This is a genomic window from Rossellomorea vietnamensis (genome assembly GCF_001305855.1).
Lineage (GTDB): Bacteria > Bacillota > Bacilli > Bacillales > Bacillaceae_B > Rossellomorea > Rossellomorea vietnamensis_A.
Genome location: NZ_LIXZ01000013.1, coordinates 24,880 through 51,061 on the forward strand (window position 1 = coordinate 24,880; position 26,182 = coordinate 51,061).

24 protein-coding genes and 1 riboswitch are annotated in these 26,182 nt (G+C 44.2%); of the genes, 20 read left to right on the forward strand and 4 right to left on the reverse strand.

Annotated features, from left to right (window positions below; translation table 11 throughout):
- The first annotated feature begins 102 nt into the window (after positions 1-102).
- A complete protein-coding gene (locus tag AM506_RS15180) occupies positions 103-894 on the forward strand; it encodes an arylamine N-acetyltransferase family protein (RefSeq protein ID WP_440480355.1) in 792 nt (263 codons plus the stop codon).
- A 33-nt stretch (positions 895-927) separates the two neighbouring features.
- On the opposite strand, the gene AM506_RS15185 is transcribed toward AM506_RS15180, so the two are convergent.
- The 3 genes from AM506_RS15185 to AM506_RS15195 form a co-directional block, all read right to left on the reverse strand.
- A complete protein-coding gene (locus AM506_RS15185; RefSeq protein WP_060673340.1) occupies positions 928-1,113 on the reverse strand; it encodes a hypothetical protein in 186 nt (61 codons plus the stop codon).
- Positions 1,114-1,197: 84 nt separating this feature from the next.
- Positions 1,198-2,448, reverse strand: coding sequence for a helix-turn-helix domain-containing protein (locus tag AM506_RS15190; protein WP_060673341.1), 1,251 nt, complete (start codon positions 2,446-2,448; stop codon positions 1,198-1,200).
- Between the two features lie 107 nt (positions 2,449-2,555).
- A complete protein-coding gene (locus tag AM506_RS15195) occupies positions 2,556-3,218 on the reverse strand; it encodes a VC0807 family protein (RefSeq protein ID WP_060673342.1) in 663 nt (220 codons plus the stop codon).
- 210 nt (positions 3,219-3,428) lie between these two features.
- Here AM506_RS15195 and AM506_RS15200 point away from each other — a divergent pair, with 210 nt between their 5' ends.
- The 11 genes from AM506_RS15200 (at position 3,429) to AM506_RS15255 (ending at position 18,571) form a co-directional block, all read left to right on the forward strand.
- The gene (locus tag AM506_RS15200; RefSeq protein WP_060673343.1) at positions 3,429-5,504 is read left to right on the forward strand and encodes a hypothetical protein; all 2,076 of its coding nucleotides are present in this window, start codon (positions 3,429-3,431) and stop codon (positions 5,502-5,504) included.
- 12 nt (positions 5,505-5,516) lie between these two features.
- Positions 5,517-7,487, forward strand: a complete 1,971-nt coding sequence (locus AM506_RS15205) for a beta-propeller fold lactonase family protein (RefSeq protein WP_060673344.1) — start codon at positions 5,517-5,519, stop codon at positions 7,485-7,487.
- A gap of 177 nt (positions 7,488-7,664) precedes the next feature.
- A complete protein-coding gene (locus AM506_RS15210) occupies positions 7,665-8,549 on the forward strand; it encodes an ABC transporter permease subunit (protein WP_060673345.1) in 885 nt (294 codons plus the stop codon).
- On the forward strand, positions 8,542-9,546 hold the full coding sequence (locus tag AM506_RS15215) for a hypothetical protein (RefSeq protein ID WP_060673346.1): 1,005 nt from the start codon (positions 8,542-8,544) through the stop codon (positions 9,544-9,546). Before AM506_RS15210 ends, AM506_RS15215 begins: the two co-directional genes overlap by 8 nt.
- A gap of 480 nt (positions 9,547-10,026) precedes the next feature.
- Positions 10,027-11,631: a sensor histidine kinase gene (locus tag AM506_RS15225; RefSeq protein ID WP_060673348.1), complete on the forward strand. Its 1,605-nt coding sequence runs from the start codon at positions 10,027-10,029 to the stop codon at positions 11,629-11,631.
- 2 nt (positions 11,632-11,633) lie between these two features.
- Positions 11,634-12,329: a response regulator gene (locus AM506_RS15230; protein WP_060673349.1), complete on the forward strand. Its 696-nt coding sequence runs from the start codon at positions 11,634-11,636 to the stop codon at positions 12,327-12,329.
- Between the two features lie 253 nt (positions 12,330-12,582).
- Positions 12,583-13,560 (forward strand): tripartite tricarboxylate transporter substrate binding protein, encoded by a 978-nt coding sequence (locus tag AM506_RS15235; RefSeq protein WP_060673350.1) that lies wholly within the window; start codon positions 12,583-12,585, stop codon positions 13,558-13,560.
- A gap of 69 nt (positions 13,561-13,629) precedes the next feature.
- Entirely contained in the window at positions 13,630-14,076 is a 447-nt protein-coding gene (locus tag AM506_RS15240) for a tripartite tricarboxylate transporter TctB family protein (RefSeq protein WP_060673351.1), read from the forward strand.
- Between the two features lie 12 nt (positions 14,077-14,088).
- Positions 14,089-15,603 carry a tripartite tricarboxylate transporter permease gene (locus AM506_RS15245; protein ID WP_082386392.1) on the forward strand — a complete coding sequence of 505 codons (1,515 nt, stop codon included), beginning with the start codon at positions 14,089-14,091 and terminating at the stop codon, positions 15,601-15,603.
- A gap of 15 nt (positions 15,604-15,618) precedes the next feature.
- Positions 15,619-17,133 carry an FAD-dependent tricarballylate dehydrogenase TcuA gene (gene tcuA / locus AM506_RS15250; protein WP_060673352.1) on the forward strand — a complete coding sequence of 505 codons (1,515 nt, stop codon included), beginning with the start codon at positions 15,619-15,621 and terminating at the stop codon, positions 17,131-17,133.
- 76 nt (positions 17,134-17,209) lie between these two features.
- Positions 17,210-18,571, forward strand: coding sequence for an SLC13 family permease (locus AM506_RS15255; RefSeq protein ID WP_060673353.1), 1,362 nt, complete (start codon positions 17,210-17,212; stop codon positions 18,569-18,571).
- Positions 18,572-18,627: 56 nt separating this feature from the next.
- Here the strand turns inward: AM506_RS15255 and AM506_RS15260 are convergent, their stop codons facing one another.
- Positions 18,628-19,101 carry an acyl-CoA thioesterase gene (locus tag AM506_RS15260; protein WP_060673354.1) on the reverse strand — a complete coding sequence of 158 codons (474 nt, stop codon included), beginning with the start codon at positions 19,099-19,101 and terminating at the stop codon, positions 18,628-18,630.
- Between the two features lie 154 nt (positions 19,102-19,255).
- Positions 19,256-19,445, reverse strand: a riboswitch (cobalamin riboswitch).
- A 132-nt stretch (positions 19,446-19,577) separates the two neighbouring features.
- On the opposite strand from AM506_RS15260, the gene AM506_RS15265 reads away from it, so the two are divergent.
- The 8 genes from AM506_RS15265 to AM506_RS15295 all read left to right on the forward strand — a co-directional run bounded on the left by AM506_RS15265 (position 19,578) and on the right by AM506_RS15295 (position 26,167).
- The gene (locus tag AM506_RS15265; protein WP_235576123.1) at positions 19,578-20,375 is read left to right on the forward strand and encodes a helix-turn-helix domain-containing protein; all 798 of its coding nucleotides are present in this window, start codon (positions 19,578-19,580) and stop codon (positions 20,373-20,375) included.
- Between the two features lie 146 nt (positions 20,376-20,521).
- Positions 20,522-20,890, forward strand: a complete 369-nt coding sequence (locus AM506_RS15270; RefSeq protein ID WP_060673355.1) for a DUF1761 domain-containing protein — start codon at positions 20,522-20,524, stop codon at positions 20,888-20,890.
- 178 nt (positions 20,891-21,068) lie between these two features.
- Positions 21,069-22,583: a flotillin family protein gene (locus AM506_RS15275; protein WP_060673356.1), complete on the forward strand. Its 1,515-nt coding sequence runs from the start codon at positions 21,069-21,071 to the stop codon at positions 22,581-22,583.
- A 237-nt stretch (positions 22,584-22,820) separates the two neighbouring features.
- Positions 22,821-23,291: a DinB family protein gene (locus AM506_RS15280; protein ID WP_060673357.1), complete on the forward strand. Its 471-nt coding sequence runs from the start codon at positions 22,821-22,823 to the stop codon at positions 23,289-23,291.
- Between the two features lie 135 nt (positions 23,292-23,426).
- Positions 23,427-24,218, forward strand: coding sequence for a DUF4397 domain-containing protein (locus AM506_RS15285; protein ID WP_060673358.1), 792 nt, complete (start codon positions 23,427-23,429; stop codon positions 24,216-24,218).
- Entirely contained in the window at positions 24,218-24,838 is a 621-nt protein-coding gene (locus AM506_RS15290) for a class F sortase (protein WP_060673359.1), read from the forward strand. The genes AM506_RS15285 and AM506_RS15290 overlap by 1 nt, the downstream gene beginning before the upstream one ends.
- 126 nt (positions 24,839-24,964) lie before the next feature.
- Complete coding sequence (locus tag AM506_RS23335) at positions 24,965-25,093, forward strand: hypothetical protein (protein WP_268788402.1); 129 nt, start codon at positions 24,965-24,967, stop codon at positions 25,091-25,093.
- Between the two features lie 111 nt (positions 25,094-25,204).
- A complete protein-coding gene (locus AM506_RS15295) occupies positions 25,205-26,167 on the forward strand; it encodes an alpha/beta hydrolase (protein ID WP_060673360.1) in 963 nt (320 codons plus the stop codon).
- The last annotated feature ends 15 nt before the right edge of the window (positions 26,168-26,182 follow it).

The following is a 26,182-nucleotide window of genomic DNA, read 5'->3' on the forward strand; positions in this document are numbered from 1 at the left end:
GTGGATACCCGTATGCAGCTAATTCGATTCACGCCTTTTCTGTCGCCTTGAACTTGTCAAAGGAAGCAGATAAACTTAAAAGAATAACCACCAAGAGAGGATGTGCCCGTCATCAACAATCTGGACAAACGATTCCGCGACAGAATTCATTTTTCACCCTCGGGTCCCCTGACCTTTGAAGACCTGGACAGCATTTTAGGGAAAATGGCCCATGCTATACCATTCGAGAATGTGCGCATTATTGAAAAACGATCACAGGAAATGTCCGAAGAGAACATCATAGATAAAGTGCTCGTCAGGAAAGAGGGAGGTCTCTGTTACGAATTAAATTCACTCCTTTACTTATTCCTCAAGGAGAACCATTTCGAAGCTTCCCTTATTCAGGGGATTGTCTATGATACTGCTAGAGGAGAATTCGGTAAAATGGGAAGGACACATGTGGCCATTCTCGTCCAACATGAGAACCAACTTTATATCGTGGATGGAGGCTTCGGAGGGAATCTTCCCATGAAACCTGTACCATTGTCAGGAGAAACGGTCTCTTCCTCCAATGGGGAATTCAGGATCAGCGAAGGTCACACCGCACATGGCCATTATCAATTAGAAATGAAGTTGAAGCATAAGGACACCGATTGGAGAATCGGATATGCATTTGATATTGAGGAGACGATAAGTGACGTAAGCAGATTGAACGGCGTCCGTATCACGGTAGAAGAGCATGCTGAATCACCATTCAATAAACATCCTCTACTGACAAAGCGGACAGATGGCGGCAGCGTCACCTTGACGGACAAATCCTTTACCCGGTGGGAAGCAGGAAAAGTGACAAAAGAGGAAATAGACAGTGAAAGGTACAATGAGCTCTTGAACATCTGGTTTCCTTTATCCAATTAAAAAAGACCCGAAATCACTCCGGGTCTCTCAAATTCACTTACCGAGTACGGCCATAACCCCTTTGAAGATGAGGAAAAGTGAGAATACGAGAATAGCTAAAATACCGATGATGTCTGTTACAGGGGAAACGCTTTCTAAAAATGTGCCGTCAAGTGGAACCCTTAACAAAGCGAAACCGGAAAGAATACCCGCTACTAACAAAAGAATAAATCGATCCATGGTGTGATGCCTCCTTTCTTAGATAGCATATGAAGGAGGGAACCGGAAGTTGAATCCAATATTTGTTATCCTGCTTTAGGGGTATCATTCCAATTCATAATAGCTGATTTCATTTGTCATCTTCTCGGATGCCAGCTGGAATCCTTTTTCCGTTTGGCCGGTTTTGACATAATACAGAAAGAGTTGTCTTTCATAATGCTGATACATTAACTGATTTCCCGTACTCTTGAAGTGAGGAAGGGCGGTCTTTTCAATATATGTATAAAGGTCTTCCTCCTTTTCATTCAGGGTGAGGAGGTAAATTTCAAAGAATGCATAGGTGGGATCCTGATTCTCTTCAGCCAGTTTCAGTCCTTTGCTTGCCAATTGAATGAGCTCTGATTTAGGAAGCAGGCACCCTTTCATACAGGAAAGGATATAGCCGCTGAGCGTGACTAAATAAGAAGAAGCCGGGGTTTTCTCGGTCGTGAGCTCAAGTGCCCTTTCATACGATTCTTTCGATTCCTCATAGCGTTTTCTGCGGAAATATTCGAATCCCAGGTTATTATGGATTTTATGTGCCCTTTCCATCGAGTTGACAGATTCACAGACTTTTAGGAGCTTATCATATTGTTGTTTGGTCTGTTCCATATCGAAAGGTTCTTTCGCGTTCAATTGAATTAATATGAGAATTTCAGAATCAATGACTCTGAGAATGTTTAATGATTTTTGAAAAAACTGCAGTGCCCTTTGGCCGTAATAATAAGCGAACGTATTTGAATGGATGCTATGATAGGCTGTTGCCAAGTGAAAATAATATTCAGCGTTCGGGTATTCATCATCGATCTGCTTCAAGGCTTGGATGCAGCAGTCGAATTTTCTCATTGAATAATAATAGATTCCCCTCACATGCAGGAATAAGTTGTGCTCAAAAGGGGAAAGGGAGTCTTGTTTATTCTCGATTATGTTCAAGATTTCCTTTGCTTTTGAAGGGTTATCAAAGAACAGATGATATCGTGCTAATAATAAATGGTATTGAACAAAGAAATCGGATAAGAACCGCAGAGGCTCTTGTTCTATTTCTGATTTGAGCTGATGAATTTCATGGGTCCGGATCATAATGATCGCATCGTTCCAGACGGCTAATGTATGCTGGAGGGATTCATATCGCGAACGCTCCACTGCCATATCGACTCCGAGCCTTTTAGCAAGTAAATTGGTGATTTCACTTGAGTACTCTGTGATACCCCTTTCGATTTTACTTAGATGCGTGGTGGAACAGATCCCCTGTGCAAGCTGTTCCTGTGTCAATCCAGATTCTTCACGATGAAATTTAATCAATTTACCTTCTATCATAGTACACCTCGAAGTGAACATTTTATTATCCATTATAGGAAAAATATTCACAATGTTCTATAGGGTTCGTACAAGACGGAGGTCTGAAGGCAGAAACATCCAGTCGGTTATACGGCATCCGTCTTTTCTTCTTGAAGTTCATCCTGTACTTCTTTAACCAAATGAGGAGAGTCCTTTATGATTTTCCCGATATAGAAAAATCCCGCTACGGTGACTCCGGTCATGATCCAGCTGAACGCCTGGCGCAGGATGATCCCTTTATCAAATGCCTCTACGCCATACTCCATAATGAGCCAAGTATTCACGATGGCAAGGATCCCGCTCCTCATGGCGAAGCAGAGCGTGATCAGTTGGAACAAGATATATAAAGGCTTCTTGTGATAGAGTCGCTTACTAAAAGAACGATCATAGCCTTGAAGCTCTGCGAAATCGAGACCGAAATATAAGGTGATGGGTCTTCCGATGATCATGGTCACCAAGAAAAACAAACTAATTCCAGCAGCGTAATAGACATTATTCCAAAGAAGCTGTATGGATGAACCAGCGAGGACGTCAATCAGCGTGCCGACAATTAATGTGAAAAGAATGAACAAGCCGAATGTATTCACTTTCTTCATCTCGATGAATCGGTAGATGGAATAAACGATTCCCGGGACTGAAGAGAGGAGCATGGCATAGTAATCTCCGGTGTAGTCCCTCATGATATTCCACATAAATAATGGGAGCGCCACATAAATCATCAGATCCAATAGGACAATATTTTTCTTCACTTCTATCACTCTTCCTGTTTTTTGTATAGTAAGAATACGTTTCTCAAAAGGACAAAGTTTCAAATAAATGGATAATGATTTGGGAAAGTGAAATCGATTTCTTTTTTTGAAAAATTCTTATTGAGATTATTTCTCAATTAACCTATACTGATAAATAGTAATGAGAATCATTCTCGAATGATTCGTGAACGTTGAGAGGGGCTACATAGAATGAATAAACCATGGAAAGTATTATCCGCATCCGTTTTGGCATCTTCACTCCTACTTGCAGGATGTGTAAACGAGAAGGATGAAGCAACGAAAACAGATGGAAATCAATCTGAAGAAGCGAAAAAGGGAGCAAGCAAGGTGAATGTATCCGATTATACGTTTGATACTGCCGGGAATATGTTTGCCTATGCAGAATTTGAATTATCAGGCGAGCCGCTGGCAGAAAGCCTCGGCTTGGATTTAGATATATTGGATATAAATAAAATCGATGAACCGACCCAATTCGATTATACAGCCGGCGTTGAATCTTATGAATACTCTGAGGAAGCCATGTATGAAGTGGTTGAAAAATCAGGGATGGGATTGCACCTGATCAATGGTCCGGTGGTAGATACTCTTCAGAATGGAAAAACAGCTGATGAAAAATTGGGTAACCGTTTCTACGAATTGGCGGATGCTGTCGGGTATCCACAAGATGAAATTTTCAGGAATATGTATCCGACTTTCATTGAATACTCTGCCGGTGATCCCCATTACAAAGGCAAAGTAGATACAAGTGAGTATGCAGCGAATGATGATGGAAGCTATGTACCTATGTATCAAGTAAACTTCGAATCACTCCGCTGGGACCGTGATAAAATGGAGAAAACCCTTGTCCCTTCAGCTTATGGGGCAACATTCTTAAAGCAGGCGCTATGGGCCGGGGATTTCATGGGCGGCTTCCACACGATTGATGGGGATGAGGAGCTTTCAGGAGAAACGTCAAAGGATGACGAAGATAAGAATGTTGCACTCGGAGTGAGCTCAGCTGATGGTTTCCAGGGAGCGGTTCTGACGGAAGAAATATGGAATAAAGTGAACTACATAGGAAGTGAACTGTTCGTTGATGCTTCGACAGGGGATTTGGCGGCAGCAGGACTTGGCAGCCAGTATGATCCGTCTGAAGGATATGTTTATTTACCTCATAGTATAGAGGTTACAGAAGACGGTATGGAGGCACCAAGCGCCAAGTCATTGTCCATTAAAGATTCCAACAGTGTCCTAGAAGACCAGTGGATGATGCTTTGGCCGAGCTCGGAATTCTACGGAATGACGGACCAGAGGGAAAGCAACCCGAACAAGACACCATCATTCCAGGCGTTGTTTGACGATGCACCGTATCCTTCAGCACCTAAAGAAAATACGGATGACTCACCTGATAACGATGTAAATGGAACAGACCCGTTCACAGCCAATCAAAACGTGATGCTTCATATATTCAAGAATATAGATGCCATGCATTTCAATGACGATAAAGGAATGTTCGTAACAGAAAATGATGGAAAAGAACAAGGGACGTATATGGACACGTTCCAGGCAGGTTATACAATGGAATCGATAAGGATCTTCCAACGTGCAATCGATGGACTTCCTGTCGGGTACGCTTCCGGGGAGTCCGCTGAAGGATTGAAGACACCTGAAGGCAAACGTGCACTGGAAATGATCCGTAAGCAGGCAGACTTCATGATAGACGACTTGGTCATGGATTCTGGCCTTGTAGCAAAGGGATTCGATGCCGATAAAGGTGCGGATAAAGAGGTTACTTTAGATGCTCAACTAGGGGCGATCAGAGGATTGACGGCTGCTTATTTAGCGACTGATGATGAGAAATATCGAGAAGCAGCCCGTTCGATCTATGAAGCGATGGATTCACAGCTTTGGGATGACGACCTGAAAGCGTACGAAACATCAAAAGGAAAAATGGACTATACCCCATATACAGCCGGCGCACTTTCTGCCACATACAGGGTTGCCCTGCAAAATTTAAGCAACAGGGAATCAGATTCAGAAACACCTGAAAGCCTCGAAATCGATGCGATCACCGCCCGCTACAGTGATTTCTATGACACGGTCATCGATGGTCCGTCCCTTGAGGAAGGAATGCAGGCGAGTGAATTCTGGGATACAGGGGATTATTATGACAGCAAGGATTCATCAGGAAATACTGATGGAGACAATGTTCCACAAATTCAGGCCGGACACGGAAAGAACGGGATAGCTCCCGTATTGCTTCCTGTCACGGTTGAAAAACGATAAAGAAGGGATCCTATGAAGAAAATGATAGGATATGCGGCAGCGTTTCTCATAGCAGGAACGCTTGTTGCATGTTCAGTTCAAACGGCAACCAAAGATGACCCGAGCTTCGAGTCAGTTCGGAAAGAAGCGATAAATAGCGATAATATCCTTCAGAATAAAGAAGGAACCGAGCTGTATATCGCCAATCTCGATGCCAATACGGTTTCCATAGTGAATGAGAAAACCCAGAAGGTAAAAAAAGAAATTCCTGTCGGAAAAGAGCCGGTCCAACTGGCGTTGTCACCGGATGAAGACCGCCTGTATGTTTCGTGCAGGTATGATAATAAGATTAATGTCATCTCATTGGAAGAAGGGAAAGTGGTAGATTCCTATGAAGTGGGAACGGAGCCTTTTGGACTCCTCACAAGCCAGAATGGTAAGACCCTGTATGTAGCCAATTACCGGGAAAGCACGATTATGATGGTTGATGTGAAGAGTGGGGATGTAACTGAGACAATTCCGGTGCACGATCGACCAAGAACGATGGCTCTAACAGCAGATGGGAAGAAGGTATACATTCCCCATTATTTATCCGGTGAAATATCCGTGTTGGACACAGAAAAGAAAAAAGTTGCAAACACAATTAAACTGGCAGACTCGCCTGATGTTTCTGACCGGAAAAAAAGCCAGGGGATCCCGAACACCCTTGAACAATTTGTGATTGCCCCCGATGGGAAAACGGCATGGGTCCCCCACTTGGTGACCAATGTCGATACACCCATTCAGTTTGAAGAAACGATCTTTCCTGTGATTTCCATCATCGATCTGGAACACGACAAAGAATTGGTGGATAAGAGAAAAGAATTATTTGATGAAATCAATGTGCTGGATTCGAAAAATGAGACGATGATCGTATCAAATCCTTATGATGTGACTTTCCAGAAGAATGGATCGAAAGCATATGTAGTGATGTCGGGAAGTGAAGATTTAGTTGTTTTTGATCTGAAGCGCGGTGGGAATGCGACTCAAATTCTAAGAAGGATCGAGGGGGACAATCCCCGTGGAATCATACTAAGTAAGAACGGGGAAACTCTTTATGTCCATAATGCCATGAGTCACGACCTTGCGACCATTGATTCGGGAGGCAGCTCTACTCATTCAAGGGCGAGAAAGCTTCATGATAACATCTCCCTGATCGAAAAAGATCCACTCGACCCACAGGTTCGTAAAGGGAAAACCATTTTTTACAGTGCCAACAGCGATGAGTTTGAAGCTGATATTACCGGTAACAACTGGATGAGCTGTGTGTCCTGTCACAGTGATGGAGAGATCAATGGGTTGACCTTGATGACTGGAAGGGGTCAGCGGAATGTACCAACGAACACAAGAACTGCGGAAACCGGACTCTTCACATGGGACGGTAGCCGGGATGACTTTACGGATTATCTCCTGACGGTGCAGGGTGAAATGGGCGGCATGATGAAGTATGAGCCAGGCGATGAACTGCCGGCGGATGTTGAGAAGATGTATGATGATTTATTCGCCTATCTGAAGGAACCGTCATCTTTCCCCGTTCCAGAGAGCCCTTACAAAGAAAACGGGGAATTAACAAGCTCAGCGAAAGATGGGAAGGCTCTCTTTGAAGGAAAGGCATCCTGCATCTCCTGTCATAGCGGAACTCAATTTACGGATAGTGTGAAAGCAATCGGTGAGGACGGGAAGCTGACAACGGATGTGACAGACTATCTACATGATATCGGGACATCCAACCAATATGACGTGTCAACTACAGGTGACGCGAGGGCGGACTTCACGAATCCACGTGATGGGAAAAGCTTTGACACTCCAAGTCTTGTAGGTGTTTGGGCGACTGGTCCATATCTGCATGATGGAAGTGCCAGGACAATTGAAGAGTCGATTGAGCGTCATCAATATGATGGGAAATCGGAACTCAGTCAGATCGAAATGTCAAAGATCGCCGATTATGTGCGATCTATTGATTAATGCTTTTAAGAAATCAGGTTATTGATAAAAACTTGAGGAGATTTCCTCAAGTTTTTTATTATGGGTGATTTTTATGCGGACCATCAGTTTTCAGAATTGTGTTTACAATTATATTACAGTATTGTAACATAAATATAGAAAAATTGTATCATTTTGGAAATGGATTGGGGTGATTTTATGAAAAGGGCGCTGGAGACTCCCTTTCATTTTTTGGTGGTTGTGTTGGGGTTGTACTTACTAAGCGGGATTGGTTCGCTGCTTGCATATGATACAGAGCTTCTGATAAATCTGGCTGCCTATGGTGACCGTTTGCAGCAGACGTGGATTGAAATCATGCATCCATCGTCCATCTACATCTATTGGGGAGATGGGAATAAGCAATATAGCATCACCGAGGTCTTTTCTAATACGTATTCATACTCCTTTCTCATCCTTTTCAGTTCATTCTGCCTTGCAATCTGCCTGTCGGTGCTCTTTAGTTATGCCCTCATGTTGTTGCCCCGGAAAGCGTATCGATTTTCGACGAGGATCATAAATGTCCTGGATGCGTTGCCGGATGTCTTCATTGTGGTTTTATTTCAGCTCTTCATCATCTGGTTATTCAAAAAGACGGACCTGCTCGTGTTCGATATTTATGCCCTGGGTGAAGGTCGGATTTACTTTTTGCCGATTCTTTGCTTATCTGTACTGCCTGTTGTCTTTTTGTTAAAGCAGTTTCTGTTTCAACTCAAGGAAGAAGAAAGTAAACCGTATGTGGAGTTTTCTTATTCAAAAGGATTCAGAAGAGCCTATACGGTTTGGCATCATCTGTTCCGGAATGTCTGGGTTCACTTCTTCTTTCACCTCAAACCTATCTTTTTACTAATGCTTTCAAATCTACTAATCATTGAACTTCTATTTAATATCAATGGGTTCATGCAGACTTTACTGCGAACAGCGACAAGTTCTCCTGCTGCATTCTTTCTCGGGATGTTACTCATTTTTATTCCGTTCTTTATCGTGTTTACGATTGGATCAGTGATTCTATCAAAATGGTTGAAAGGAGGGGAGCAAAATGAATAGATGGATGGTCAAACGATTGGCACTTCCCATCCTCCTGCTGATTACCTTGATTGGCGTCAGTTTCCTGGTTCCGGTAATGAATCCCGATTATGATGAAGTGGTGGACTATCTCTCAGATGAAAATGGAAGAGTGATAGCGGCCCCGCCATTCACCCCTGGCGAAATGCCTCCTCTCGGGAGTGATAAACTAGGGAGAAACTTTCTGCTGCTATTATTAGTCGGAGCGAAATATACCATCTTTGCTTCGCTGGCCATTGCGTTATTGCGAATGGTACTGGGCTTTTTCTTTGCAGTATTGTACACATTCCTACCCGCATTTGTTGGTAGATTCATTAAAGGGCTGGGGGAGTCGTTTCAATATATCCCCCTTGTCATCATCGTATTTGCGCTTCTGGTGCCACTGGAAGGTGCCTTTCATTCAGAGATCCTCCCTTCCAACCGATACTTCTTCATTCAAGTGATTGCCATTGCGGCTGTGACAGTCCCGTCTCTCGGAATCTACTTGGGGGAAGAGATGAAGCTTTTTATGGGAAATGACTTCATACAGGTGTCACGGACGATTGGTGCAGGAAGATTCCACCTGTTCAAACAACATCTGCTTCCCCAGTTCAGAAGGCATTCGATCGTATTATTTTCAGAACAGGTTTCCCAGACGCTCGCCCTGCTCATTCAACTCGGCATTCTTCATATGTGTCTTGGAGGATTGAAAATCGCTAACTTCGGCATCATGGAAACCATTCCGGTTTATTTCTCTGAAACGAACGAATGGGCGGCAACGATCGCCATCAATATTCAGCAGATCTTCCTCCGTCCGATGCTTGTGGTCGTTCCACTGACTTTATTCGCCATATTGATTCTGTGTGTGAACTCGATCAATGCCACTTTACGGAGATCATTGATTGAAGGGGAAGGTGCCAAGGTTAAGAAGAAGTCGAAAGAACAAACTTTAGAGGAGAAGGTCTCCGTATCATCAGACCTATTTACGTTGAAGCAATAGGATGAAGATGGATGGAGGATAATCAAGCTGGGAAGATTTTTCTGGTCGTATCCCTATTATTATTCTTTTTAGGGGGAGTCGTTTCTGTATACACTGGGTTTCAACCATCCTCGGAACATTCCATATGGGTTCCGCTCATAATTCTCACTACCAACGTAATGTATGTTGTTATCAACATGAAAGAGAGCCGTCGCTATTATACAATCGGACATAGTATAATAGCCTTCTCAGTTCTTATATACATCCTTATTCCGTACTTGATATAGAAAACACTCAGAAACAATTTCTGAGTGTTCTTTTTTTATAAAATCAATGCACGGTTTTTTCTATGTTCCTTTCGCAGAGGTGCGGTCTTAATTAACCTCTTCTCTTCTTCAGATTGAGAAGGGTTTTAAACTAAGGTTTTTTTAAGTTCCTTATCCTGTAATGAGTATGATATATTAATATAATAGAAAATTCAGTATAATCAGGAGTATTTGGATGAATAGACTTCTTAAGGTGCCGCTTCAGGTCAAAATATTGGGCTTGGTCATTTCGCTTCTGCTGATCGTGATTGGGCTGCTTACATGGATGTTTGCATACCGGGAATCACAGGAAGACGTTGCTCAGGCAGAAGATCTGGCGATGCAAACGGCCAAGACACTTTCTTATATGCCGGTGATTCAGGATTCTTTTAAGAATGAGGAGCCAGTTGAAGATCTAAGTGTGGTCACGGAACAAATCCGTGACCAGGTGGATGCTTCTGCTGTCCTGATTGAAAACAGGGACGGACAGATATTCAGTTTTGTCGGACAAGCGATTGGGGATGGGGATCCCGAAGACCGTTATCGTGCATTGGTATTCGGAAGTAATAATCTGATTCATACCGGGGATGGCGACGAAGAAGTGTTAAAGGGGATTGTCCCAGTCATGATCCGGTATGACAACTACAAAAAAGTCGAAGGCACCGTAACGGTGGAGTTTGATATGAAAACCATTCGGAATAAGATTGCCTATGAAATCCGCACAATGCTTGCTCTTTCCGGGGGAGTCCTGATCCTCGGGGTGTTCGGCAGTCTGTTTTTGGCCAGGAGTATCAGAAGGGATACACTCGGTCTGGAACCGTATCAGATCAGTGCGCTCTTCAGAGAAAGAAATGCGGTTCTGCAATCTGTAAAGGAAGGGATTTTAGCCATCGATACACAAGGTGTGATTACGATGATGAATCAATCTGCCCGTGAGTTACTTGATATTAAGCAAAATGTTGAGGGTAAATTCGTGACAGAAGTCATTTCTTCTCAAACGATGTCCGACATGCTGGCTTCTTCTTTGCATATTTCCAACATCGAACTTCAATATAAAGAAAAGACGATGATCGTAAATGCCCAGCCTATCATCGAAAATAATCAGAAGGCAGGAACTGTGTTCAGCTTCAGGGACCGGACAGAAATTAAACAAATGGTGGATGCCCTTTCGGAAGTTCAGCAATATTCGCAGGACTTACGGGCACAAACGCATGAATTTAAAAACAAACTGCATGTACTTCTCGGGTTGCTTCAACTCCATAAATATGAAGAAGCCATCACATTCCTCACGGAGGAATCGGATCTGCAGGAGTATCATTCGACCATATTCTTTCAGAGTATCCTGGATGAGAAAGTTCAGGCCGTTCTATTAGGGAAGATTGCAAAGGCATCAGAAAAGAAAATAGATTTCCAAATAGACAGTGAAAGTTCGCTTTCCCCGCTTCCTGTATTCATCGGTCTTTCACCCCTTATCGTTATATTGGGGAATCTGATTGATAATGCATTCGAAGCGGTGATGGACAAAAAACAAAAGATCAAGGTCGTTTCTTTTTTCGTTACCGACATTGGCAACGATATCATCTTTGAAATCGCTGATAACGGAAAAGGGATATCTGAAGAAGAAGAGGGACGTATTCTTCAGAAAGGAGTCTCATCCAAGGGTGACCACCGGGGGTATGGACTTGCAAACGTCCAGGAAGAACTAACCCTGCTCGGGGGTACAATCGAATGGGATTCCAAAAAGGATAAAGGGACGGTTTTCACAGTCATCCTGCCGAAATCACACACAAAAGGGGAATAGGTATGATTAAAGTTGTCATTGCCGAAGATGATTTTCGCATTGCACAAATACATGAAGAATTTCTGGCGAAGAATGAGCAGCTAACATTAGTCGGTAAAGCGATGAATGCTAAGGAAACATTGACGATTCTTGATGAACAATATGTTGATTTGCTTCTACTTGATGTATATATGCCTGATCAGCTTGGAACTGAATTACTGCATAAAATCCGCTCTGATTATCCTTCCGTTGATGTCATCATGATCACAGCTGCGAAAGATAAGGCTTTTTTAGAAAAGGCACTCCGGTACGGTGTCGAACATTATTTGATCAAACCGGTGACACTGGAGAAATTCCAAGAAGCCATCACGTCTTATCTCCAGAAAAGAGTGACGCTTGATTCTGCTGAAGAGGTCAATCAGCAGATCTTGGATCAATTCTTTGGGAAGGAAAAAAAGAGAACTGCCGAAAAAAGATACGATCTTCCGCCGGGCATCGATTATTTGACTCTTCATAAAGTGACATCAATCCTGCAAGAGGAAAAAGAAGGGATCACCTCGGAAAGAGTCGGCGAAAAGATGGGGGCATCCCGGACAACCGCACGGAGATATCTCGAATATCTGGTGGGGATAAAAGATGCCACTGTCGAGCATGTCTATGGGATAGTCGGACGTCCCGAAAGAAGATACCGAATTGGAAGTGAGAATGCAGTGAAATAGTTTCCGGGAGAGATTGTGTCTGCCACATCGATTTAAGTGATCACTTAAATCGATGTGGCAGACTTCTTTATTTGCAGAAGGCAAGAAAGCGGTGAACAAAATGAACAAAATCCCCACAAGTTTTTTAAAACATAATATTTTGGAAACGTTTACATAGACTCATTCGGCAACTAGGATTAAATTAACGTATTTCACCTTTTTAACAGGGGATGTTTCTGGTGAGTACAAACAAAATAAAAGGGGTGCAGAAAAAATGAAAAGGTTTGGCTTCGTATTGATTATTTGTGTAATGGCATTAATGACAGCTTGTTCCAGCTCTGCTTCGGGAGATAAGGAATTTCCGTCAAAGAATATTGAAATCATTGCACCGGCTTCTCCGGGCGGAGGCTGGGATTTAACAGCTCGTTCTGTCCAGAAGGTTTTGCGTGACAACGACATTGTTGATAAAAACATCAATGTCATCAACAAACCGGGTGGAGGCGGAGAAGCGGGATGGAAGTATCTTGAGAAGAAGGATGCCCATCATCTTGCAATCAATTCAAGTCTGGTACTGACAAATAAATTATTGGGACAAAGCGATCTATCCCATGAACAATTTACACCGATTGCAACATTGGCCACAGAGTGGCAGGCACTCGCGGTACCGGTTGATTCAAAATTTGAAACCGCTTCTGAACTGCTGGATCAGATGAAGAAAGATCCGAAGTCGCTCAAAATCGGAGTAGGTCCGGGGCTCGGGAACGATGACCATCTGTCGATTGTACAGGCGGCAAGTGAGAAGGGGATCGATCCTACTAATCTTGACTTTCTTGTCTATGAAGGCGGCGGTGACGTCGTGACGGCGCTGCTCGGCGGACATGTAGATGCAGTGACGACTTCCCTTTCAGAAGTAAAAGAGCAGCATTTGGCTGGGAAGCTTAAGATTCTTGCGGTTTCTTCAGAAAAAAGGCTGGAAGGACTGGATGACGTTCCAACCTGGACGGAAGAAGGAGTGGACATGGTATTCCCTCACTGGAGAGGCATCATGGGCCCTGGTGATATGACAGAAGAAGAAATCGCCTATTGGGATGATAAGATAGGCGAAATGGTCAAAACGGATGAATGGAAGAAGATGCTTGAAAACAATGACTGGGATGATTTTTATAAAGACAGCAAGGAAACAAAGCAATTCATGAAGGAACAGGAAAAATTATATTCGGATCTTGTTGAAAGCTCCGGATTGAAAAAATAGTCTGACGGACGGGTAGGGGACTGATAAGAGTCTCCCGCCGGTCTACTGTCATTGAGGAGGTTGAAATGCATGAGAGCAATCAAACTCGGGATGCCCATTTTTTTAATTCTATTAAGCTTCTTTTTTTTGATAGCATCCATCAATTTGCCAAAGGCAAATCTCGGGAACCCAAACGGGCCGCTTTATTTTCCTGTCGGATTAAGTGTCTTCATGCTGATATTCAGCGCGGTTTATTTATTCCAGGAGTGGAAGAGCCTGCATATCCATAATGAAGATATCAAGCTACTGCTGAAAGGGAGAACACCGAAATTAATTGCCCTGACTGTTTTATACGGAGCTGTTTATGCGTTCATATTTGAACGAATCGGGTTCTTATTTTCTACTATTTTATTTTTAGGCGCTTTATTATTTACGGTCAACGGGAAGAAATATGTTGTGAATGTGATAGTGGCAATCAGCTTTTCTTTTCTATCATGGTATGCATTCAGCGTTTTATTAGGAGTAAGTCTTCCATAGGAGGTGCACTAGATGGATTTTAGCAATTTTATGCAAGGGTTAACAACTGCGTTGGAACCGATCAATATTATGTGGGTTGTCATCGGAGGATTCCTTGGAACGATCGTCGGGATGCTCCCCGGCCTGGGACCGGCAACAGCCGTAGCCGTCTTGATCCCGATTACATTCGGCATGGAGCCCGTCAGTGCCATCATCCTGATGGCTGCCATCTATTATGGGGCGATGTACGGAGGATCAAGGAGTTCGATTCTATTAAATACTCCGGGTGACGGTTCTGCGATTGCCGCCACATTCGACGGGTATCCGATGGCTCAGAAGGGTCAGGCAGGACAGGCCATGGCCATATCGGCAGTCGCCTCTTTCATAGGGGGAATGATGGCCGTCATCGGGTTTATCTTCCTTGCCGAGCCGCTGGCAAGCTTTGCCCTGAAATTCGGTCCTGCTGAATACTTTTTATTAATGCTGCTGACTCTTTCGGCGATTGTTGCCCTGTCAGTAGGGAAAATGGTGAAGGGATTCATTGCCATGTTTCTTGGGCTGATGCTCAGTACGGTGGGCATTGATACTCAGAGCGGCGTCTATCGATTCACCTTCGGAAGTTCCCATCTAAGTGAAGGAATCGATTTTCTAATCGTGATCATCGGTGTATATGCAGTCGGGGAAGTCCTTTATAATTACTTGACGATCGATCAGGAGAAAAAAGAGAAAAAGAAAGTCGGGAAGATCTGGTTTACGAAGAAGCAATGGAAACGCTCATTATGGCCGATTCTAAGAAGTGGACCACTTGGATTTGTGGTTGGTGTCCTTCCGGGAGCCGGGGGATCCATCGCATCCATGATCAGCTACTCGACAGAGAAGCAAATTTCCAAACATCCTGAAGAATTCGGGAAGGGTGCAGTAGAAGGGCTTGCAGCTCCTGAATCTGCCAATAATGCTGCTTCAGTAGGTGCCATGATTCCGCTATTGACGATGGGGATCCCGGGATCGGGTACAACCGCTGTCATGCTAGGAGCTCTCGTCATGCTTGGCATGAAGCCTGGACCGCTTTTGTTCGAAAATGATCCCAATACCGTCTGGACACTGATCAATAGTATGTTCATCGGGAATATTGCACTTGTCATCATCAATATCCTGCTGGTCGGCCTGTTGGTAAAGATTTTGGATACACCTGCAAAAGTGTTGTATCCGGTCATTGTGATTCTTGCATTTATCGGTACTTACACGCTCAGTTACAGTGCAATGGATTTCTTCCTGCTCTTGATTTTCGGAATATTCGGTTTATTCCTTAAGGTCATGGATTTCCCGATTGCCCCGCTTGTTCTGGCATTGATCGTCGGAGCGGATATGGAACAGAACTTCAGGATGGCGGTGCTATCGTCAAATGGCAGTCTCGGTATCTTCTTTGATACACCTATTGCCATCGCATTGGCTGTATTGACTCTTTTATCACTGTTTTATCCACTGCTGATCAAAACGTTTAAAAAGAAAGGGAAGAATCCTATCGACCCTATCTCAAAAGACATGTAATAAGGAGGAGTATCGATGTCAAAAACGAACTCATACGACGTAGTTGTCGTTGGTGCGGGGAATGCAGCATTATGTGCGGCCATTTCAGCCCGTGAAGAAGGTGCGGAAGTACTGGTCCTCGAAAAAGGTCCTGAACATAAAAGAGGCGGAAATTCATTTTTTACCGATGGAGCGATTAGGGTGGCCTATCATGATCTCACAGATATTCGGAAGGTCGTGAGGGATCTCTCTGATGAAGAAGCGGATTCAATCGTCATGCCCGACTACAATGAGGAAGACTATTATGATGATATCATGCGCGTAACGGAAGGGGAGAGTCTGCCGGAGCTTGCCAGACAACTTGTTGACCGCTCGTTTGAAACGCTCGTGTGGATGAAGGGGCATGGTGTGAAATTCGAACTCAATTATGATAATCAATCGTATGAAAAGGAAGGCAAGCGGCATTTCTGGGGGGGTCTTCCGGTCAAGACGGAAAACAAAGGCATCGGGTTGATGAAGCAGCTTTTTTCCCGTGCCGGGGAAATGGGTATCGATATTTGGTATGAGGCTGCTGCAGTGGAGCTTATAAAAGAAGGTGGAAAGATAAGCGGTGTGGTTGTGCAGAAGGATGATGAGCGGATCAACATTGAATCCACAGGTGTCATTCTTGCCTGTGGCAGTTTTGAAGCAGACAAAAAGCTTCGGAAACAACATATCGGGGAAGAATGGGCAGCGGCAATCGTACGCGGAACCGAATATAACACAGGGGACGGGATAACAATGGCGATTGCGGCAGGAGCGGAGAAGTTTGGTGAATACTCCGGCTGTCATTCAATCGGTACGGATTATCATGCACCGAAAGTCGGTGACTTTAAAAAACCCGGTGACATCTTCAAGAAACATTCCTACCCCCTCAGCATCATGCTGAATAAAGATGGAAAACGATTTGTAGACGAAGGTGCGGATTTCCGTAATTATACGTACGCAAAGTACGGGAGGGAAATCCTGAAACAGCCTGGTCATGTCGCCTATCAGGTTTACGACTCCCAAGTCCGGCCGCTGCTGAGGAAGGAATATGATCTTGAGGAAGCGACCTGTTACAAGGGTGAAACCCTGGAGGAGCTTGTTAATCAGCTTTCCGTTAACAAGAAGCAATTCCTGCAGACCATTGAGGAATATAATGAAGCCGTTCAAGACGGGGAATACAATCCTACGGAAAAAGACGGCAAGAAAACAGCAGGGCTTACACCAGAAAAGACGAACTGGGCATTAAGAATCGCAAAGGGGCCATTTTATGCATTTCCGGTTACGTGCGGCATTACGTTTTCATTTGGGGGACTCCGGGTCAATCCTTCAGGTGAGGTATTAAAAAAAGATGATCAACCACTATCCGGCCTGTTCGCTGCAGGAGAAATGGTCGGCGGTATTTTTTATCACAATTATCCTGGGGGATCGGGATTGATGTCCGGGGCTGTATATGGGAAAACAGCCGGCTCTTCAGCTGCCCGGTATGCCCTCGGCAATAAACAGGATTCAACGATCATTCACTGACAGTTATTGATGAAAAGGAAAAGTCACCCCATCTCCGGTGGCTTTTTCCTTTGATTGAAAGATGGGAGTAATCGTCATGAAAAAACAACTGTTACTAGTTATTACCTTTCTATTATATGCCTTATTCTTTCTCCCATTTTTTGAGTGGGATGAAACCTGGAAGGCTATCGCTGCACTCATTATCATTCAAATCCTGTGGATCGGCAAAGTATTTCCTCTAGCGTTCAGTTCGCTGCTGCTTATATTGCTGATATCGTTTCATTTTTTCAGTTATGAACAGACTTTGAGTTATTTTAGTTCGGGAATTGTTTGGCTCTTGTTTTCCACATTCATTATCTCAACTGCATTCATCAAAACCGGTCTAGCAAGCAGGGTATCGCTCTATATGTTAAAGCTGTCTGGAGGGTCGGGGAAGGCGTTGATTTTCATTTCGTTTCTGCTCATGACTGTCCTGTCTGTTCTGATACCGTCGAATGTAGGGAAGGGCAGCCTGTTATCATCAGTACTCGACAGCCTGATGAAAAGTCTGCGAAAAATAGCGGATGTCCATTATCTGGGCAAGTCGCTGTTTATAGGGGTTGCCTATCTGGCTGCCATTTCAGGGGCGTTTGTCGCGACTGGGGCAAGTTCCACTATCTACGCTTTTGGGATCCTGAGCGACGTTTCAAGGGATCTGAATTATATAAGATGGTTCCTGATTTTTGGAATACCGGTGCTGCTATTTATCGTGATGTTGTGGGGAATATTCTTAATGATCTTTCCCCCTGAGAAGATTGACCGAAAGCTGTTATTGGCATTGATCGAAAAAAGAATCAGTGAGCTTGGGCCGGTCGGCATCAATGAAAAGAAAATCATGTGTATCATCGGGGGAACGTTGATCCTGTGGATTGCACAGCCTCTGCATGGATATTCCATTCCTCAGGTTGGCCTTCTGGGTGCATGTATGACGGTCATTCCTTTGGCGGGAGTATGGAAGTGGGAAGAAGCGCGGGAATCGATTGATTGGGATCTGATGCTCTTTTTTGCCTCCACTCTGATGGTATCGGGGATGCTGGTAAAGACAGGGACGATTGAATGGATGGCAGAAGGGTTGAATACTATACTTACTGGCCGCCAACCCTGGGTGATCATCCTGCTCCTCATCTTATGTACGAGTATTATTCGGATCGTATTCGTTAATATCCTGGGTTTTTTGACCATCATGCTCCCTCTCAGCATCACGATAGGGCACACCATACCGGGTTTATCACCCATGCAAATTGCCATGCCGGTGTTCCTGGCATGCGTCCCGGGCTTTTTCCTCGTCACCCAGTCCCCGGTTCATCTGATCAGCTACTCGTACGGTTATTTTACCGACAAGGATTTAATGCGGGCAGGAATTTGGTCATCCGCAGCATGGATCGCTGTCATCATCTGCTCGGTTTTCTTTTACTGGTAAGACAATATTTAGTGTTAATAAAGGGTATGAACAGCGAGCTGTTCATACCCATAAACTTATTTTATCAATGCCCGGTTTTTACGATGTTCCTTCCTCAGAACAGCTGATTTGAACAATCTCTTCTCCTCTTCTGTTTCCGGTATCACTTTAGGCACCGGTTTCGGCTTACCGTTTTCATCCACCGCCACCATGGTAAGGAATGATTCCGTCGTCAAGGTTTTGATACCTGTCAATAGATTCGAAGAGAAAACTTTTACGTACACCTCCATCGAAGTCCTTCCAGTGGAAGTTACTATCGCCTCTAGGCTGAGTGCGTCCCCGACAGTTGCGGATGACAGGAAATCGACCGAATCGATTGAAGCCGTGACTACCACAGAGCTCGAATGCTTCATGGCTGACAGTGCAGCGATTTCATCGATAAATGCCAATACCTTCCCCCCGAAGATTGTCTGCATATGATTGGTATCCGGTGGCAGTACCAATCTGGTTTGGACGGTTCGTGAACGCTCAATAGAATAAGCTTGTTCCATTCTTGTCATCTCCCTGAGTGTATAATGGCGAAACAAAAAAGCATCTTCCTTTTTGAAAAGAAGATGCAGCTACTCCAAACGAGCGTCCAGGATCTCTTGGTTCCCTGTATGACGTTTCATATGCGCAACACCCTCCTATCTCCCGTAGGAACTTTCGTGTTCTTCTCATTTGGCAGGTCTCCTGGCTCGGCGTCTCCGATTTCATATTCCTTCCCATTCCGACGTGAAACAGTGGATCTTTATGAAATCTCAGCATTACAGTGGCGGGACCGCGTTGGGTTTTCACCAACTTCCCTTTTAAGAAAATGACTTGAAGTCATTTCCACCAATGAGCAATGATTAAATTGTGAACGGTATTATTTTATCATAGACTTCCATTGTATGAGGACTATTTATGATAAAATGGGAGCTCCAACCATTTTATTCATCATAGAATGATGGACGTGCTTTTTTATTAAGATAAGTGAGGAATTGACATGACCTACAGTGACCAGCAAATACTGATTAATAGAGTAATTGATTACATAGATCAACATCTTACAGAGGATTTATCTTTAGAACAGCTCGCCAAAGTATCTACTTATTCACCCTATCATTTTCAACGTTTGTTTAAAGGGTTCATCGGTGAAACCCCTGCCGGATATGTAAAACGGATCCGACTTGAGAATGCGGCACATATGCTGATATATGAGCCTGACATCCCTGTTACAGAAGTTGCTATGATAAATGGATTTGCATCGTTATCTTATTTCACCTATTCGTTCAATGCGTATTTCAACAGTAATCCGAAACGTTGGAGAGAGGGTGCGTATTTAGAACGATTTCCACGGGAATATGTTAATAGCAAGAAATCTAAAACATTCAGCACAAATCCGAAAGCAATCCAAAGCAGAGAATCCTATAATGAATTTAAATGGCTGGATCTTACTGAAGTGAAGGTTGCCGAGTTACCTGAGTGTACTACCATCAACCGTTACTTTACAGGCTCCTATACAGAGGGAATCCCTGAAACGTGGCGAGATCTCTATCATTGGGGAAATGCAAGAAATTTGATGAAGGGAAATTCACTACTATTCGGAGTCCCAAAGAGCAATCCTTACATTACCCCACCAGATAAAAACAGGTACGAATGCCGCCTGGCGGTTAAGGATCAAAGCTTATCGGGAGATGATGTCAATCATTTTTCGGGAGGTAAGCATGTAATATATGAGTTTCCAGACCCTGTCGACTATGGAGAAAGGGGCATGTTGATTGAATATTACTCAGAAATATAGCTATTGGCTGCCACAAAGCGGCTTTAGATATCTGGGGAACCCGGTGGAGCTAGTTGAGGTAAGAGGTGTACAAGGATCGCTTGATATAAGATGCGGTATAAAGGCGATCGCTCTGGCCATTGAACCCAATTAATGGAGGAATAGGGATGACAATAGACTTTAATGTGTCTGCGTTTTTGGCTGGTGCCGTATTCTATATGATATACGGCGGGATTTATTATTCACTTTTACTCGGTAAAAAAGATCAGGAAAAAACAGGACCGGTGAAATATGTCGTGGCTGTCTTGGTGGCATTCATCAGTTCAGCACTGGTGGGAGTTCTCGTTCATGCAACGAATTCCGGCGGCTTTGCTTCAGGAGTCTTGATTGGTGGACTTGTTGGATTTCTTATATCCATCGTCTATTTTAAAAATACACTATTTGGACTCATGACTAAACGGATGTTTCTAATTGCTGTCGGAGACCATCTCATCGTTTTCACTTTGCTTGGTGCATTGCACGGTTTATTTCTATAGCATATGAAAGCTTGAACTTCTACAGGTTCAGGCTTTTTTATATAAAAATAGGAGATTCGCCTAATTTATTGAAACTTTTTAAGGGTGGGCTACGTATATAGTAGTGTAGCTAGCACTTTTATTTAGAATTATCAGACAGCATGCTGGTTTAAACAAAATGTTGAGAGGGGTTGTCAGAATGCTAGGATCATTGAGTGTAATTGGATTTTTCGTTTTCCTGATTCCTGTTCTGGTTATTGCAGCAATCGTGGGGATCGCATATTACTTCTGGATGAGGTTCCGCTATCGTACGGCGAAATCGAACCAGGCACTGATCATTACCGGACCGAAACTGGGGGATCCTGAGAAGGAATCGAATATTTTCACCGACCAGGAAGGCCGTTCCATGAAAATCATCCGTGGTGGGGGATACAGATTAAGACGTTTCCAGACGTCCACTCCTGTTAATCTTACATCATTCCAACTGAAACTATCGACACCAAGAGTGTACACAAACGGAGGAGTTCCGATCGTGGCCGATGCCGTGGCCATGGTAAAGGTTGCCGATACCTTGAACGGGATCGCCAACTATGCCGAGCAGTTCCTCGGCAAGGATCAAAAAGAAATTGAAGATGAAATCATCGAGGTGCTGGGAAGTAACCTCCGCGCGATTCTTTCAAAAATGACCGTGGAAGACATAAACAGCAACCGCGAGAAATTCAATGCCGATGTTTCGGAAATCGCCCAGAAACAGCTTGATCTGATGGGCTTTAAAATCACATCACTCGGTTTGACGGACATCCGGGATGCTGACGAGCAAAATGGATACTTAGAAAATCTTGGTCGCCCGCGTATCGCTGAGGTGAGGAAACAAGCTGAAATCGCTGAAGCGAACACAGAACGTGAAACACGGATTCACCGTGCCCAAACCGACCAGGAAGCGAAAGAAGAAGAATACAAACGCCAAATCACGATTGCAGAATCGAAAAAGGAAAAAGACATAAAAGATGCTGCCTTCAAAGAAGAAACAGAACGTGCAAGAGCAAAATCCGAACAGTCCTATGAGCTTGAAAAAGCGAAACTTGCCAAGGAAGTAAAAGAAGAAGAGCTGACCCTTCAATTCCTTGAACGGGAGCGTGCGGTTAAACTCGAAGCGGAAGAATCCAAGGTCCGTAAAACAAAAGCCGATGCAGACTATTACGAAACGACTCGTAAAGCTGAAGCCGAAGCTCGTAAATCGGAAATCGACGGGGAAGCAAAAGCGAAGATCCGCCGGGAAGAAGGGTCTGCCGAAGCCGATGTTATCCGTGAACGCGGTAAAGCCGAAGCTGAATCCCGTAAACTGCTGGCTGAGGCCATGGAAAAACACGGAGATGTCATTATCACAGAGAAACTCATCGAAATGCTGCCGGTGTTCGCTGAGAAAATCGCTCAGCCTCTCAATAATATCGATTCGGTCAAAATCATCGATTCCGGTAACGGCCAAGGGGTTCCTTCCTTTGGTAAAAGCATCACCAGAACGATGCTCGACATGCAGGAGCCACTGCGTGAAATGACAGGCATCGATGTGGGGGAATTACTGAAGTCGTATGCAAACAGGACTCAACCGACGCATTACCAGCCTGCTATTTCCGAGTCAGGAGACAAGGAAGCAGCAGCTTCGAACGAAGTGGAAGAAAACGAGTTTGAAGAAACGGGTCAGGAAAATAAGTAAGATATTTGAAAAGGTGCCAGGCACGGAATGAAGATTCTGTGCCTGGCACCTTTTAGTGTTGGAAGTGGATCTCAGCTGCTGAAAAAACGGTGAAAATCAGCAGCTGAAAACTGGGGGAAATTCAACTGTCAAACGATCACTCTAATTCAACAGGCAAAACTTTTTTCCATCGAATGGAATGTGTCAATGGTTATCCCCTTGTATAATGAAAGGTAAAACGTCATGAGGAGAATGAATATGAATGTATTTTGCCGAAGCACCCTGCACCAAATCGAAGTAGCCATAGAGTCGATCATAGGCATCATGGACGGGCTTAAAGAGGAAGACCTGATCATGAGACCGACTCCTTCCAAGCATTCCATAGGGGAGCTGCTTTCGCATATTTCTCTCATATGCATGGCGGATGACCTCATCGCCGGGGGAGCCAGCCAAGAAGAAATGGATTCTTTTTATAGGAGTAAATCTATGCATACCCTCGACGACATGAGAGTGGAACTACGGGAGGATTTTCACTATCTGAAAAAGCAGGTGGCTGCATGGACTGAAGATATGCTGGTAGAAGAGACCACGGCCTATTGGGGAGTGACATATACAAGATTCGAGTGGCTGGTGGAGGTTGCAGCTCATCTTTATCACCACCGTGGACAGCTTCATGCTATGCTTGTCCATTGTTATGATCAGGATCCGCAGATACCTATGTTTGAGTGAGGAGTCACTAATTTGTACGCGGAAAAGTGAATGTGCTGAGTAGCGCAGTTCAAAGTTGAAATCTTTTTCATATAATTATACATTTAGTGTACAAGTAAGCTACAAAACTTTCACAAAATAAAAGGAGTGGATGAAATGAAAAAGATTTTTACGATTTTTGTAACTGCAATGCTTTTCCTATCACTGGCAGGAGGTGCTTTTGCAGCAGAAAATGACGCGATGGTTCGTATCGTACATGCGTCACCAGATGCCCCGGCTGTCGATGTATATATTGACGGAAATGCCGTGGTGGAAGGTGCAGAATTTAAAGCAGCGACGGATTATATGAATCTTCCAGCCGGCGACCATAAAGTGGAAATTTATGCTGCAGGGACAATGGGAAGCGAAGATCCTGTCATCTCTCAAGATCTAACAGTTGAAGCAGGGATGGCTTACACAGTAGCGGCAGCCAATACGCTTGAGAATCTTGAACTGGTCGTAGCCCAGGACTCTATGGATGTAACGGAAGGAATGACGAAGGTCCGAGTGGGACATCTTTCACCGGATGCACCGACCGTTGATGTCGGTCCTGTAGGTGGGGATGAACTATTCAGCGGGGCAGAATTCAAGGCGATCACAGATTACAAGGAATTAGATCCTGGAACATATGATTTAGAAATCAGAACACCTGAAGGAGATCAAGTGTTGGATCTGTCCGGTACAATGCTTGAAGAAAACACGGTATACAGCGTTTTTGCCATTAACACGGCCGATCAATTAGAAGTGCTTGTATTGAAGGACTATACCATGATGCCTGGAAGCATGCCTGAAACAGGAATGGGCGGAGCGGCGACTGAACAATCTTCCAATCTTCCAATTGTACTTGCAACAGTGGTATTAGGTGGAGCGGCTCTACTATTTGTCACACGCAGACAACTGCAAAAATAATGAAAAAAATTTTACTGACTTTTCCTCTTATGGCTCTTCTGGCGGCATGTGCTGCCGAAGAGCCTCAAACTGTTCCGGATACCGGTGTTCAATCATCCACCGTCGAACAACCTGTTCAAGCCAAAACACCCGTTGTAGAAGCAGTAGAAGAAGAGAACAAGATCAAACCATCTGTCCTGTCAATCCCTCAGCTTGAACTCGAGGCGCCGATTAAGGAGTTTGGGCTGGATAAGAACGGGAATATGGAGCTTCCGAAGAATGGAAGTGATGTAGCATGGTTTGAACCGGGCTTCCAACCTGGCGAAAAGGGGAATGCCGTTCTTGCAGGGCATGTAGATGATGAGAAAAAGCCGGCTGTTTTTTTTGAGCTGAAGACGCTTGAGCCTGGTGATGAGATCCATCTAGAGGGGGAATCTGGAGAAACCCTTACATTCGTGGTGAGGGAAAAGGTCGCCTATGATAAAGATGATGCACCTCTTCGAAAGATTTTCGGCCCGAGTCAGAAACGGATGTTGAATCTGATCACATGCACAGGTTATTTCGATCATGACATTCATAACTACGTTGAGCGACTTGTTGTCTATACCGAGCTGGTAGAGGATCAAACTGAAGAATCTTAAGTGCAGAGCTTACCTCCCATCCAGTGGAAGATAAGCTCTTTTTTTCCATGAAAAGGCTTTACACAGTGTTAAATTCCTTTACTATTAATAGAGAGAGTTTTCTGAAAAACACGTGTGGAGGTTAAGATGAAACTAAAAATATTACATGCAAATGATGTACACAGCCACTTTGAGGCATTCGGGAGAGCGGCTACACTGATCAAAGAGCATAAAGATGAGACCACAATCGTGCTTGACGGGGGAGAACTGGGTTAATCCGTCACACCCTAAGCATGGATTGTGCATTTAAGCAGGTCTTTTTTCTGTGAAACATAGGCAGCCTTCAAGTAAAATAGAGATAACTACTAGTATGAAGGAGAACGTGCCATGAAAAAGAAAATCGTGTGGATTGTCAGCAGTTTGTTGTTGTTTCTACTCATTGGTCTGACTGTCGCCGGCAACTACTTTTATGATGTAGCCATCAATCGCAGCAATGATGCAGTGGAGCTATACGGCGGGACGGAAGAAGCGGTTGAAGCGGTCAGTGCATTAGAGGAAGAACAAGAGAGGTTGGAAGAATTAAGAAACTGGACAAGTAAACGGGATTTTCAAACGGTGGAGGTGGAATCGGAAGATGGATTGACACTTAGAGCCCAATACCTCGAGAACGAGTCGCCAAATGGGAAGACGGTGATCCTTGCTCATGGATATAAGGGAAACAGTGAGCAAATGCCGGAGATCACGAGATTTTATTATGAAGAGGGATACAATATCCTGAAGCCTGATGCACGGGGGCATGGTAAGAGTGAAGGGAACTATATCGGTTATGGCTGGGACGATCGGCTGGATGTGAAAAAGTGGATCGATCTTCTGATCAACGAAAAAGGGCAGGACACCATCTTTCTCCACGGCTTTTCAATGGGGGCCGCCACCGTATTGATGACGAGTGGGGAAGACCTTCCGGAAGAGGTGAAGGGTATCATTGCGGACAGTGGATATACTTCTGTGGACGAGGAGCTTGCCCATCAGTTGAAATACCTCTATCGTTTACCTGCATTTCCGATTATGGATATCACGGGTGTAGTGACAAAGGTGAGAGCAGGTTATTCATTCAAGGAAGCCTCCGCATTGGAACAGGTAAAGAAGAATCATTTGCCCATCTTCATCATTCATGGCGATAAGGATGAACTGGTTCCCACGGAGATGGCCAAGCGATTGTATGAGGCTGCAGGCGGCCTGAAAGAATTATGGATCGTACCTGGGGCGGGACATACAGAAGGGTTCACAGTGGAAGAAGAAGAATATAAGAAACGGATCAAGGGGTTCATTGCCGAGGCGATGAAATCATAGAAGGGATGAATCGTG